Annotated in this window: 15 protein-coding genes; 9 read left to right on the top strand and 6 right to left on the bottom strand. The window is 35.8% G+C overall.

Going from position 1 to position 11,996, the window contains the following annotated elements:
- Window positions 1-32: 32 nt before the first annotated feature.
- The 4 genes from HCX49_RS01725 (at window position 33) to HCX49_RS01710 (ending at window position 1,728) form a co-directional block, all read left to right on the top strand.
- Window positions 33-557, top strand: a complete 525-nt coding sequence (locus HCX49_RS01725) for a GNAT family N-acetyltransferase (protein ID WP_168125928.1) — start codon at window positions 33-35, stop codon at window positions 555-557.
- Entirely contained in the window at window positions 557-727 is a 171-nt protein-coding gene (locus tag HCX49_RS01720; protein WP_021189888.1) for a hypothetical protein, read from the top strand. Before HCX49_RS01725 ends, HCX49_RS01720 begins: the two co-directional genes overlap by 1 nt.
- Before the next feature lie 12 nt (window positions 728-739).
- On the top strand, window positions 740-1,216 hold the full coding sequence (locus HCX49_RS01715; protein WP_168125927.1) for a hypothetical protein: 477 nt from the start codon (window positions 740-742) through the stop codon (window positions 1,214-1,216).
- Between the two features lie 110 nt (window positions 1,217-1,326).
- Window positions 1,327-1,728 (top strand): (deoxy)nucleoside triphosphate pyrophosphohydrolase, encoded by a 402-nt coding sequence (locus HCX49_RS01710; protein WP_132771169.1) that lies wholly within the window; start codon window positions 1,327-1,329, stop codon window positions 1,726-1,728.
- Window positions 1,729-1,805: 77 nt separating this feature from the next.
- On the opposite strand, the gene HCX49_RS01705 is transcribed toward HCX49_RS01710, so the two are convergent.
- Together HCX49_RS01705 and HCX49_RS01700 are read right to left on the bottom strand one after the other, a co-directional pair.
- A complete protein-coding gene (locus HCX49_RS01705) occupies window positions 1,806-2,189 on the bottom strand; it encodes a hypothetical protein (protein WP_132771168.1) in 384 nt (127 codons plus the stop codon).
- A 184-nt stretch (window positions 2,190-2,373) separates the two neighbouring features.
- Entirely contained in the window at window positions 2,374-2,970 is a 597-nt protein-coding gene (locus HCX49_RS01700; protein WP_021190181.1) for an ATP-binding cassette domain-containing protein, read from the bottom strand.
- 741 nt (window positions 2,971-3,711) lie between these two features.
- Here HCX49_RS01700 and HCX49_RS01695 point away from each other — a divergent pair.
- The gene (locus HCX49_RS01695; RefSeq protein ID WP_168125926.1) at window positions 3,712-4,356 is read left to right on the top strand and encodes an alpha/beta hydrolase; all 645 of its coding nucleotides are present in this window, start codon (window positions 3,712-3,714) and stop codon (window positions 4,354-4,356) included.
- Window positions 4,357-4,478: 122 nt separating this feature from the next.
- Here the strand turns inward: HCX49_RS01695 and HCX49_RS01690 are convergent, their stop codons facing one another.
- Window positions 4,479-4,625 carry a hypothetical protein gene (locus HCX49_RS01690; RefSeq protein WP_156169672.1) on the bottom strand — a complete coding sequence of 49 codons (147 nt, stop codon included), beginning with the start codon at window positions 4,623-4,625 and terminating at the stop codon, window positions 4,479-4,481.
- Between the two features lie 13 nt (window positions 4,626-4,638).
- On the opposite strand from HCX49_RS01690, the gene HCX49_RS01685 reads away from it, so the two are divergent.
- Window positions 4,639-4,989, top strand: coding sequence for a hypothetical protein (locus tag HCX49_RS01685; RefSeq protein ID WP_168125925.1), 351 nt, complete (start codon window positions 4,639-4,641; stop codon window positions 4,987-4,989).
- A 202-nt stretch (window positions 4,990-5,191) separates the two neighbouring features.
- On the opposite strand, the gene HCX49_RS01680 is transcribed toward HCX49_RS01685, so the two are convergent.
- The 3 genes from HCX49_RS01680 to HCX49_RS01670 form a co-directional block, all read right to left on the bottom strand.
- Window positions 5,192-7,084, bottom strand: coding sequence for an amidohydrolase (locus HCX49_RS01680; protein WP_168125924.1), 1,893 nt, complete (start codon window positions 7,082-7,084; stop codon window positions 5,192-5,194).
- Between the two features lie 259 nt (window positions 7,085-7,343).
- Entirely contained in the window at window positions 7,344-7,982 is a 639-nt protein-coding gene (locus HCX49_RS01675) for a flavin reductase family protein (protein ID WP_168125923.1), read from the bottom strand.
- 201 nt (window positions 7,983-8,183) lie between these two features.
- Window positions 8,184-9,527: an alpha-L-fucosidase gene (locus tag HCX49_RS01670; protein ID WP_168125922.1), complete on the bottom strand. Its 1,344-nt coding sequence runs from the start codon at window positions 9,525-9,527 to the stop codon at window positions 8,184-8,186.
- 409 nt (window positions 9,528-9,936) lie between these two features.
- Here HCX49_RS01670 and HCX49_RS01665 point away from each other — a divergent pair, with 409 nt between their 5' ends.
- The 3 genes from HCX49_RS01665 to HCX49_RS01655 all read left to right on the top strand — a co-directional run bounded on the left by HCX49_RS01665 (window position 9,937) and on the right by HCX49_RS01655 (window position 11,562).
- Window positions 9,937-10,512 carry a Crp/Fnr family transcriptional regulator gene (locus HCX49_RS01665; RefSeq protein ID WP_132771161.1) on the top strand — a complete coding sequence of 192 codons (576 nt, stop codon included), beginning with the start codon at window positions 9,937-9,939 and terminating at the stop codon, window positions 10,510-10,512.
- A gap of 57 nt (window positions 10,513-10,569) precedes the next feature.
- Complete coding sequence (locus HCX49_RS01660) at window positions 10,570-11,241, top strand: MBL fold metallo-hydrolase (protein ID WP_132771160.1); 672 nt, start codon at window positions 10,570-10,572, stop codon at window positions 11,239-11,241.
- 108 nt (window positions 11,242-11,349) lie between these two features.
- Window positions 11,350-11,562, top strand: a complete 213-nt coding sequence (locus tag HCX49_RS01655) for a nuclear transport factor 2 family protein (protein ID WP_132771159.1) — start codon at window positions 11,350-11,352, stop codon at window positions 11,560-11,562.
- Window positions 11,563-11,996 lie beyond the last annotated feature (434 nt).

Raw genomic sequence — 11,996 nt, 5'->3', positions numbered from 1 at the left:
GTCCAGCTAGAATTACAAAATAGATATCAAAAATGACAGAATTAAATTTTAATACTGAAAGATTAAATTTAAGACCAATTTCAGAAAAAGATATAGAAAATATTCACCGTTTACACAGTTTAGCTGAAACCGATGAATTCAATACGCTAGGAATTCCTAAAGATATAGAGGTAACAAGGGAAATTGTTGCGGGCTGGACTTTAGAAAACAAAAGATACGTATTTGCTATTGAACAAAAACAAGGAAACGAATTTATCGGGTTAATCGGAATTACTTTAGGTAAAGAGAAATATAAAAATGCGGAAGTCTGGTTCAAATTGGATCCCAGATTTTGGAATAAAGGTTACGCAACAGAAAGTTTAAAAAGAATAATATCTTTTGGCTTTGACGATTTAAACCTTCACAGAATAGAAGCTGGTTGTGCTGTGGCAAATACGGGTTCTATTCATGTATTAGAAAAGGTTGGAATGTTGCGAGAAGCACACACACGAAAATTATTACCCTTAAAATCGGGCTGGTCTGATAATTATGGTTACGCCATTTTATCAACCGATTAATGATTACGCTAAATAATGAAAGCAACCATATTACTTGGATGCTTACTGAGCATAACTTCTATCGTTTTGTGTCAGGAAAAGATTTTGGTCAAAAAATAGCAATGGCTGAAGAGCTAAAACAGTCGATCCCAATAAAGATTCTGAGAACGACACTAGAATTAAAGTATTAATAATAACATTCAATGAAACATCAATTTTCATTACCTGGCTTCCCGGAATCAAATTTTGAACTCGATATCGCTTTTTGGACGGGTAAACAGATTATATACAAAGACCATGTGGCTGTTGAGCGATCAACTGAAAAAGGAAAACCCTTTCTAATACCAGATAGCAATGGCGAGATCGTAAAGGCCTACGCTAAACCTGCATACCCTGACATTGTACCTGTATTGGTAATCGATAACAATAAATATAATATCGTAGAGAAACTTAAATGGTATGAAGCTATACTGGTTATACTTCCCTTTTCAATCGTATTTATTGGCGGTGGAGCGCTAGGCGGTCTCATTGGAGCTGTTGGTTATATATATAATATACAATTACTAAGAAATGATGACAGTAAAAGCCTTAAATATTTAAAAGCAATCGGTGTCGCTATCGCTGCGTTTGCAGTTTACTTTTTGGTTAGCGCTGTGATTTGGACGTGGATCAACCCCTAATATTTAGCGAATCGCTCATACTCCGAAGGAATACCACTTCGAAAATAAAAAAGACATGATGCTAATACAGGTTAAAAAAGAAAATTAATATTGGAATAATAAATAAACTCATGGGTATAACTAAAGTATTATGCGGTCTTATTATAAAGGATCAACAAATTTTGATTTGCCGTAGAAAACCCGAGAAATCTCTAGGTGGATACTGGGAGTTTCCTGGTGGGAAATTGGAGGAAGGTGAAACTTATGAGGAATGCTTAGCGAGAGAACTTCAAGAAGAACTAAATTTGAGGGTGACAGTTAAAAATCATTTTAAAACAGTCATCCATCAGTACGATCTAAAGACAATTGAACTGATATCCTATCGCTGCGAAACTGAAGATGCTGTAATCAAATTAGTGGATCATGATCAAATAGAATGGATCAAAGTTCCAGATTTATTAAAATGGAATCTAGCCCCTGCTGATGTTCCTATCGCAGAAGCATTAATAGAGACGTATAAGTTGTCTGAATAATTCATTCTTAGAGACGTACCCAAGTTTATGAACTTAAATTTTAAAGTTAAGCGAAGAGTTTGTAATGCTTTCTTTGACTAAAAAAGATGTTTAGTGCGAATGACGATGATCCCAAAGATGATCATGATGATGCTTATGATAGAAAAGATAACATAGGTAACGGTGAAACCATCACTAACACCAATGTCTTCTGCATAATATATTTCCATATGAGCAGGTACATTTTGGGGATCAACACTCTTTAAATCCTTTACTAAACGAACTTGTTGTTGCTTATAATTAAATTGGAGGATCGGATAATGTACGTATCCGAATCGCTTGTTTTTTACACTGTCTATCCCAATGACATCGGCTTTAATTTTGCTACCAAAGAGCATCAATCTGCTATCTTTAAGTAGACCGAATGCAAGAAACAAACCTAGTAAGAGCAAAATAACACCGAAAGTTTTTTTGATGATCATGCTTGCACATCGTTTATATTGATTGTCTAATAAAACGAAGATAGTATTTTTATTTTAGGTATACTTTAGTTCATGTGTCTGAAAATGGTCGCGACTATAGTAGCCTTAAAAATTTCATTTATTATCTAAAATAGTTCATGATCACAACTGCCTTAAATTATGTCCAAAGCAATGTGTATTAAAATTACTTTAAGTATTGATGCAGTACTAGATCTTCTATCTTTTGTACAGACTTAAGCGAACCGCCTGTTAGTAAAAGTAATCTGTCACTGACATCCATCACATGTGTATAATAATGATCTGAAATGAGTATTCCTTTTAGAGATTTTACAGCTAAAATATGTTGTTTAATCATGTCAATATAGAGTGGACTGAGTCCTGAAAAAGGTTCATCAAGAAGGCAATAATTAGCCTTAGAATAAAGGACCAACAAACACTCAAACAAACGAACGAGGCCGGTGGAAAGATCACCTATTTTAGATAATAATCTCTCCTTTACAATATCGATATCCATAATTGGTGAATCTTCCAAATCAAAATATTGAATAGCACGTAATAAAGTCAAGTGCTTTGGAATAAAACTATACTGAGTTAGATAAGTAATATTCTTGGTTTTATATCCTTGATTAAAGATCTGCCCATCACATTTCATATACGCAAAATCAGGTTTGCAGTTACCAAAAATGCAATTCATCAAGGTTGATTTACCAGTACCATTACGCCCCAGTAAACCAACTATAGTTGACGGTTCAAGTTCAAGAAACAGACCGCTTAGTATCATGCGTCCTCCTCTACTGTAAGAGAGACTATCTAAATATAAAGAACGATCAAGAGGCATAGCAATAAGAAAAGTATAAAATCTAATGAATAAATACTGATAAGCAGCAGTTTTGGAGATTGTTTGATGTTTCTCAAAAACACTCCTTTTGATTTGAAATTAAAAATGTATTCTCCGATAAAAGATAAAACGCTACCAATAGTTTTAAACCAAAAAAAATAAACGAGGACTTGTGGACCATATCGCTCCACTAATTCGCCCATTTGTAAGGTCAGTATTAAAGTTACAAAAAGATTAAAAAGGATTAAAAACCAGAAAAACGATAAGGATAATTTCAGTTTATTGCAATGCATGTTTATTAATTGGTCTTTTAGAAATATATAATCTAAAAATACAGATTAATAATTATAGCATAATGATAAAAAAAGTTAAAATATTAGCTTTTGATCTTCAATTAGATAGTTCAATGACATGTCCTCATTTTCTAGATTTCATTCACATTATCTAATAAACCCGATCAACTATTTTTCAAATGGCAAATGGGCTAACAATTACAATGATTTAGCTTCTACTATTGTCGCAATACACATTAATTAAAGGGAATTTTCTCCATTTGTTAGACTATAATACTTTCTAGAATTTAAGATCAATTGGAGAAATTGTTCAACTATAAGCAATTCTAATTGCTTATTTTAGCAATGCTAAAAACTAAAAAAGAATCAGATATTATTCCGTGAAAGGTAAATGAGCAATAGTCATATTTATATATTAAGTGGTTTAGGTGTTGACCGAAAAGTATTTTCAAAAATGAACTTTGAGGGTCTTCAGGTAATCCATATCGATTGGATCGCGCCGCTAAAAAAAGAAACTATGGCAGCATATGCTAAACGACTGTCATTGCAGATCAATGATGACCAACCGATACTAGTCGGGCTCTCTTTTGGGGGAATAATGGCTATGGAAATAGCTAAAATAATCAAAGTGCAGAAGATTATAGTGCTTGCCTCTGCTAAAGGTGAATCAGAACTGCCTTTTCTTTACAAAATAATAGGTGCTCTAAAACTTAATTATATTCTACCGAATGCTTTTCTAAAGCAGCACAATAGGTTGGTCGATTATTTCTTTGGTATCAGCTCAATAGAAGATAAACGGATGCTCAAACAGATATTGCAGGATACTGATGTCAAATTTTTAAAGTGGGCGATCAATCAAATCTTAAACTGGAAAAATAACGTGGTCCCTTCCTCTGTTATCCATATTCATGGTAACCAAGATCGTATCATCCCCATTCGTAACATTAAACCAACTTATGTGATTGAAAATGCAGGTCATTTTATGACCATAACTCATGCTCAAGAAATTGAGTTGTTGCTTAAAAAAATATTATAATTTAATGGAATTATAGTCCGAGACTCATACTCTTAATTAATACAAATTTTAAAACCAGCACAGTAACAACCTATTATTAGGCAGACTATAGCCATAAATATGCGACAATTTAAAATATTTTTCTATCTGGTCATTGGACTTTCTGTATTGATTATGATACTCCCCACTTTCTTATTAGAGTTTACTGAGTTTTCTCTGGCCATAAAATGGACCGTTAATTTTTTTGTATTACCGATATTAATCGTGATGATCCCTAGTTGTTCCTTCATTTATTTGAAATTTATGAAGCAACACGAAACCAAAAATTATACAACACAAATACAGACAACCTTAAGGTCAATTTTTAGAGTATTTTTTATGACACTAGGTATGACATTTATTTTTAGTGGCACAGTTGTTTCCTTTATAATTCTTAGCAACGCTTATTTTGAGGGCAGTAAGAGCATAGATATAAGTGGAAAGATTATCGACTACTCGTTAGGTAGCAGGAATAATAAGCATTATATTGAAATTAAAGAAAATCAGTTTGAAAGAATAATTAAACTGCAGGTTCAACAACCATATGAAATCGGTCAAACATTTGAAAAAAGAATGTATATCGGAAAATGGGGACTGTTATTTCTAAAGAAATAGCAAAGCAATGGGTAATCACTAATGTAAAGATAAATCACTCCGTAATTACAGCTGAAATTTAAGACCTGTCAACTACTTATCTTAGATATTTAGGAGATGTATACATATTGAAATTACGTTTCATTCAAGCGTGCTACTACAAAGAAAAAGATAATACCTCATTATAAAGGTACTATCTTCTATAAATCATGAATATGTTTTTTTATGCTTGCTTCTGATCGAGGTTTTGATACACAGCTCGTCCACCGACCCAGGTTTCGAGAACCGGTATATTCCGTAGTTTCATAAACGGATCGGTTACAGAAAGTGGATCTTGCGCTAAGATTACAAAATCGGCAAATTTATCCACTTCTAACGAACCTAGCCACTTGTCTGCGTAGCATTGCCATGCCGCATCGTAGGTAATGGCTACCAAGGCTTGTTCGGCACCGATACATTCGTTACTGTTTAGCACTTCATGATTCGGATCTTTTTCCATTTTCCGTGTAATGGATTGCTCCATCATACGTAGTGGCCCAAGTGGACTCACCTGATTATCACTGTGCAAGGTGATTCGCATGCCACGGTTTAAAGCAGATTTACAGCGGTCTAGCAGTTGTGTTTTCTGATCTCCAAAAATAACCTGCTGAAAAGCGTAGCCCCAATAGCCCACATGACCGATTAGAAAACTTGGTGATACTTCCAATTGCTGTATCACATCTAGCTGGTCATCGGTAATCAAGGAACAGTGCTCAATACGATGACGTTTACCTTTGATTTTATCTACAGGAATTGCTTGAAATGTCTGAATAGCGTAGTCAACAGCCTGGTTACCGTTGGCATGTACCATCAGTGGCCATTCATTGGTGTCGATAACTGTTGTTATTAATTTTTGATAGGCATTAGGAGCATTGACCGGCGGCTGTTTATCAGACAGGAATGTGCCATTATCTACATAATCATCATCGGGGTAATTATAAATGCCATAATCTACATCGCTAACACAAATATACGGATCGGACTGATAGCCTGTCAACCCTTGATTTGAACCATCAGAAACGACTTTAACATGACCGTAGTAGATGTCTTTATACTCTTGCGGTTGCTGATAGGGTTGAAGATCCCCAATATTACTGTCATCACAAATGAATGCCGCTCCCACACGCACTTTACGACGATGTGTTAGCAAATAAGCGTTCAATAAAAGTTTGAGATGACTGTTCATGCCAGCATCGTAAAGCATGGTAATTCCTCTTTCATTTGCATGACTAAATAGTTCGCCGAAATGCGTGAAGGACTGCTTTAGCATGTCTGCTAATTGATTTTTGGGGATCGTTTTTAGCGCTGGCCCCATTCCCTCCGCTTCCTGGAGCTGTCCTTGTGTTTGCAAAATATAACCTGCCGCATCTCCGTATATGGGTTGGAGTTTTGCCTCATTTTCTGCATAGACAGCATTCATCGCCAGCGTATTTAGATATAGGGTATGCATAGATGCACTCAATACCATCAGCGGATATTGGTCGTCAACCTGGTCCAACCATTCATTGGTAATCGTAACCAATGCTTTTCCATCTACATCAAATGCCATCAATGCAGGATCAAGACCAAAACCTAAATACCAATCTCCACTTTCCGCGGGTTTATTTATAGGTTTGTTTACTTCTAGCTTTATATAATCCTGTCCATACTGATCAATGAGGTCTTGTCCTTTAAAGGGACTTAAGTCTATCCAGCTTGCCATCAGTGCGGTAGGAACAATATGTACATGGGGTTCTATTAAACCGGGCAACAAAGTTTGTCCATCGCCAAGAACCTTTTGAATGAAACCTGGATAATGTTGGCTCATATAATCCTTGACTTCTTGTACTGTGCCTGTGACCTTGACTTGACCAGAGGCAATTCCTATGGCATCAACTGTTGCAACAGAACCATTGATCATGGGCCGTATAATACCGCCACTGATCATCAGCTCCTGTCGGATTTCCTCCTTCTTTTCTGCTTTAGGGAGAGCTTCGTAATTTTTCTGATGAAAAATATCCTCTTTGAGGATTTTTAATACTGGATTGTTACAGGCACAATGCGTGCACGAATACGGGTGAGAATGATGATGTTCCATGAATTTAAGCGTTTTGGTTATATAATGTGTATTTTCCTAAAACACTTGTTAGATTATTTTGTTTTTAAATAATCTAACAATAAAACAAAATCACAAACCTAAAACGAAACAGAACCAATTATTCATTAATCTAAATCAACGCTTTCATATGGACTATTTTGATTTCAAAAAAAAAAATATTTCTGATAACAGAATTATTATTGAGGATAGCACACTACATATAATGCCAAAAGCGCATGCAATGGAAAAATTAGTTTCCCTACTTGTTTATTTCTTCCACCTTAATTCCTGGTTTCGCATAGGATAAGCGACCTACAAATTCTGGAAGAAAATAACGGTCCAATCCGGCTACAGCCATTGATCCCGCCTTTACATGATCGACAGTACCATCCTCTTCAATAATCAAATCATCCAGTAAAATCTGGACGATTTCGCCGATGACAATCGTTGTTCCATTGAGCGGTACATCCATGATTTCTCGTAACTCCAAGCCTATCCTGACAGTTGATTCTTTGACAAAAGGGGCCCGGAACCCGTCGGTATACAACTCCTTAAAGTTGCACTTTTCAAATTCAGATATCCCTGAAGCATAACTGGCGCTAGTTTGGTGAGCCTGTTTAAACCAATCTGGCAGTACATTGTTCAAGGTATATTGGCCTGTAGCCTGGATATTTTTAAGGGTATCGTTATGCTCGCGTTGGGGTCTCATAACGAGTCCTATCAAGGGCGGGTTGGCTCCTAAGTGAAATGCTGAACTGATAATACTTAAATTAAGTGCCCCATCTATGTTACAGCTGCCCAAAAGATTGACTGGTTTAAAACCGATCAGACTATTGATCAGGCTGATCCGATAGAATTTTTCCATCTCATCGATCTGATTTCTTTTTATTGTTATCATCTTATTTTTTATTAATAATCACTTTCTTATAATACGGACCGGTATCAATCAGTCTTGCTAGAAGATAAGGAATAAACTTATTAAGTTAAAATAATTCAAACAATCAAAATAAAATAGAACACATTAATTCTATGTCAGAGATATGTTTTAATATAATTAATCATTGTATTTCCGGAAGAGATAATTAAGAACAATTGCAGGTTAATTACTTTGCGCAACAACGGGAATGCTTTCAGCATTTTTATTTAATTCAAGTACAATCACTGTATTATCAGCGTTCGGTAATCGTGCAGGTAAATTTAGCGCTATACTTCCCGTAGCACTTTGTGAAAAAGTTATGGCATCTCCATTTAATATATGGGCTTTTTTGACTTTTACGCCCTTTAAAGCAGGAAGTGTCAGTACATCCTCTTTTCGATTGAAAACATGCACATATAAGATATTACCTTTACGTGTGGAAGCATAGGTATTGTTCGGAATAAATGGACCTCCTTTAGTGCCATAGATACTCTCGCCATAGGTGTTTAACCAATCGCCCATCTCTTTCAATCTATTAATCTGTCTGGCTTCAATACGACCATCCAGCATCGGGCCGACATTAAAAAGGAGATTCCCGTTTCCTGCAGCTGTTTTTGCCAAGGTCTGGATACATTCTTTAGTGGATTTTAGTGCATCATTGGGTTTCCATGCCCACTGGTTCGCAATAGTCATGCAGGATTCCCATGGATAATCCATGTTTAATGCACCTATCTTCTGTTCAGGTGTCGCATAATCTCCGATAGCATCCGAAGACAAGCGTGTATGGTCTTCTCTTGTCCTATCGAAATCACTTATACCTTTTAAACGATTGTTAATGATGACATCGGGTTTCAACTGTTTTAACAAAGCATATACTTCGTGTGCATGTGCATCGGTCCATTCTTTGTCCCAGTTACCGTCGAACCAAAGCATATATGGGTCGTAATTGGTCAAGATCTCCGTTAACTCATCTTTCATAGTTGCAACAAATTTTGCCATGTCGGTCGTTGCGTTGATCTCCTTTGTACCCGCACGTGCATAAGGGTAATGTGGATCGTGCCAATCCAGTACGGTGAAATATACGCAGAATTTTAGACCATGCTTTTTACAGGCTGCAGCCAGTTCGCCCACAACATCACGCTTGAAAGGTGTCTCCATAATATTCAAATCTGAAAATTTGGTTGGCCATAAGCAAAAGCCATCATGATGCTTGGCTGTAATGGTTAAATATTTCATACCTGAATTTTTTGCAGTCTTTACCCACTCTTCGGCATTGAATAATACGGGATTGAATTCTTTATGCAATTGGTCATAGTCCTCAAAGGGAACTTGATTTCCTCGACTCCATCCAATTTCAGTACCACGCAGGGCAACTGGCCCCCAATGGATAAACATGCCAAAACGTAAATCCATGAACTGGTCTATAACGACTTTCGATGTTTTCACAATGGGTGTTACTTTTTCAACTTGAGCAGAGAGCGGTCCGCTAATGGTCAATAACAAAAGAAGGTTTAAAAAATATTTCATATCATCACTTTATTAAGTTCTTTCCAAGGCATGCTTAAACACCGAAAATTAGGTTGAAAAAACAGTTACTCAGCTATTGCGTCATATCAATGGAACAGTGCAAAAGGTTTATATTTCAAAATTAACCCGATATAAACCTGGGCATTGCATCTATATTACCCTGATTTGACTCAATGTTATCCTGACAGATTGATGCAGCAAATCTTTGTCTTGTTTTAGATATTAACAACGACTTTATCGACGTCACGATTTGTTTATAATTTTAAATGCGCCTTTCCTATTTCTTCAAATGAAAAGGCTTTATGGATACTCGTTTTCAAAAGGTTTTCTTTTAATAATAAAATAATTACAATATGCTTATATTCGGAAATTGCACAGATTAAAAAAATACACATCAACACGATGATCAATGGGAATCGATAATTTAATAGCTTTAATTTCAACTTACGCGAGGTTTTCTGAGACTGACATTGCGATTATTAAGTCAAAATTTACACAACATAAGTTTAAGCAAAAAGAATACATTCTTGAAGAAGGTCAGGTATCTACGCACCTACATTTTATTGCGATTGGCTTGGTACGCATCTTTTACGTAAAAGATGGCAAAGAAATAACGAGCTACTTATCGAGTGACAATGGTTTTGTTTCCTCCTATTCAAGTTTTATAAACCAGTCAAAGTCTTATGAATACATCCAGTGCCTGGAAAAATCGCAAACGCTGGCCATCACCTACAAGGATATGCAGGAGCTTTACGAAGCTGTTCCCCAATGGGAAAGAATAGGAAGATTTTTCTCAGAACAGAATGTGTTATGTTTAGCAGATCGGCTGTTAAAACTCCAATCTATTCCAGCCAAAGAAAAGTATCTTGAATTTTTAAAAACATCTTCTGAAAAAATAGTGCAACGGACACCCCTTATCCATATTGCATCGTATCTAGGTATAACTCCTGAATCATTAAGTAGAATCAGAAGCGAGATTTCTTAACATTTATCAAGGAGAAACAATAAGCGATTAGACATTTTTGTATAAAAAAAAACAAGAATGAAAGAGATCACTAAAAATGTATTCCAAATTCCGGTACTACCAAGAAACAGTATCAACTGCTATATCATTGACGATGTCCTGATTGATGCAGGAATAAGAAGTTCAAGCAAAACCATACTACAGGCACTTAAATATAAAAAAATAACCACCCATGCCTTAACTCATGCCCATGCTGACCATCAGGGAAGTTCTGCTGTGCTATGCAACACGTTAAAGATTCCACTCTGGACTTCTGAATTTGAAAAAAATAATGCGGAATCAGGAAATGTCACGAATGAATATCCGAATAAAAGGCACTTTATTGCTCGGTTTCAGCAATATTATTGGGCAGGAGAAGGTCATAATGTATCCCGTATTTTAAAGGAGGGCGACACGATTGGTAGTTTTATTGTTATCGAAACTCCGGGACATTCACCGGGGCATATTTCATTTTTTAGAGAGGAAGATCGGGTTTTAATCCTTGGTGATGTGCTTGTGAATATGAATTTAATAACGACTGTTACCGGATTAAGCCAACCACCCGATCTATTTACTAAGGATAAGAAATTGAACCTAGCATCTATTCGAAAAATCTATAGCCTAAAGCCCAAGATCATTTGTTTTGGACACGGCCCTGTTTTATATGATAAGGGAGAATTAGAACAGTTTATGACGAATCATTATTCTTAACAGAAAGTGCCTAATAAACTTATTATCAATAAGCATTGAAAGCATATAGCGAATGGAATTATTGATCCTAAATTAGTCATCATTCAGACTGAAACGACTTCAGAATCGATGGTTTTACTTGCTGCAAGCTATAATAAAAATGCTGATAAATTTCCAAATTCTCCTAAAAAGGATGTTATACTACTGGACGTATCTGCAAAAACGGCTTCCGTAAAGTTGGTTGCAGACGAATGGATCGACTATATGCATATTGTTAAACTTAATGGATCCTGGAAAATTGTTAATGTGCTTTGGCAATTTAACAACGCAGAACAGCATTAAATATCCATTTGAAATGAATGGTTGTTAAAAAGGTCGGACAGTAAAAGCAGCCTATCGGCGAGATCTCGAATCCCACTACTTTTCATCTGTTCTAAAAAGGCTCTAGAAGGTGCTCTAGAGCCTTTAATAATCGGAATGGGGTACCGAATTAAAGTTTTTATATTGTGTTACGCTAAATTATACATTTTTTTTACGGATTAAAAGATACAACACAAATAAATGTCTCTTATACATGGAAAAATAGTTATAAAGAACCATTGAGAAATGAGTTACCTCTTCTAATGCCTTAGGATAAAATGATGAGAAGCTTAAGACGGCTTCAAATTAAAAAAAGTAAATTAACCCCAATGATAAAAGTGCTATCAACTCTCGCTCAGATCACTGGCTAAAAACCACTTACAACGCATGCACACAAATCTATTGTTATTAAACAC

The sequence above is a fragment of the Sphingobacterium sp. B16(2022) genome, assembly GCF_012030425.1.
GTDB classification, from domain to species: Bacteria; Bacteroidota; Bacteroidia; order Sphingobacteriales; family Sphingobacteriaceae; genus Sphingobacterium; species Sphingobacterium anhuiense.
Note: the sequence above shows the minus strand (reverse complement) of the source record. Positions and strands in the feature narration are given on the sequence as shown.

Excerpts from the sequence above, each read along its gene's own strand:
- HCX49_RS01685 (WP_168125925.1), top strand. The coding sequence starts at position 4,639 with ATGAAGCAACACGAAACCAAAAATTATACAACACAAATACAGACAACC.
- HCX49_RS01700 (WP_021190181.1), bottom strand. The coding sequence starts at position 2,970 with ATGATACTAAGCGGTCTGTTTCTTGAACTTGAACCGTCAACTATAGTT.
- HCX49_RS01665 (WP_132771161.1), top strand. The coding sequence starts at position 9,937 with ATGGGAATCGATAATTTAATAGCTTTAATTTCAACTTACGCGAGGTTT.
- HCX49_RS01705 (WP_132771168.1), bottom strand. The coding sequence starts at position 2,189 with ATGATCATCAAAAAAACTTTCGGTGTTATTTTGCTCTTACTAGGTTTG.
- HCX49_RS01690 (WP_156169672.1), bottom strand. The coding sequence starts at position 4,625 with ATGAAGGAACAACTAGGGATCATCACGATTAATATCGGTAATACAAAA.
- HCX49_RS01655 (WP_132771159.1), top strand. The coding sequence starts at position 11,350 with ATGGTTTTACTTGCTGCAAGCTATAATAAAAATGCTGATAAATTTCCA.
- HCX49_RS01660 (WP_132771160.1), top strand. The coding sequence starts at position 10,570 with ATGAAAGAGATCACTAAAAATGTATTCCAAATTCCGGTACTACCAAGA.
- HCX49_RS01715 (WP_168125927.1), top strand. The coding sequence starts at position 740 with ATGAAACATCAATTTTCATTACCTGGCTTCCCGGAATCAAATTTTGAA.
- HCX49_RS01680 (WP_168125924.1), bottom strand. The coding sequence starts at position 7,084 with ATGGAACATCATCATTCTCACCCGTATTCGTGCACGCATTGTGCCTGT.
- HCX49_RS01670 (WP_168125922.1), bottom strand. The coding sequence starts at position 9,527 with ATGAAATATTTTTTAAACCTTCTTTTGTTATTGACCATTAGCGGACCG.
- HCX49_RS01710 (WP_132771169.1), top strand. The coding sequence starts at position 1,327 with ATGGGTATAACTAAAGTATTATGCGGTCTTATTATAAAGGATCAACAA.
- HCX49_RS01725 (WP_168125928.1), top strand. The coding sequence starts at position 33 with ATGACAGAATTAAATTTTAATACTGAAAGATTAAATTTAAGACCAATT.
- HCX49_RS01675 (WP_168125923.1), bottom strand. The coding sequence starts at position 7,982 with ATGATAACAATAAAAAGAAATCAGATCGATGAGATGGAAAAATTCTAT.
- HCX49_RS01720 (WP_021189888.1), top strand. The coding sequence starts at position 557 with ATGATTACGCTAAATAATGAAAGCAACCATATTACTTGGATGCTTACT.
- HCX49_RS01695 (WP_168125926.1), top strand. The coding sequence starts at position 3,712 with ATGAGCAATAGTCATATTTATATATTAAGTGGTTTAGGTGTTGACCGA.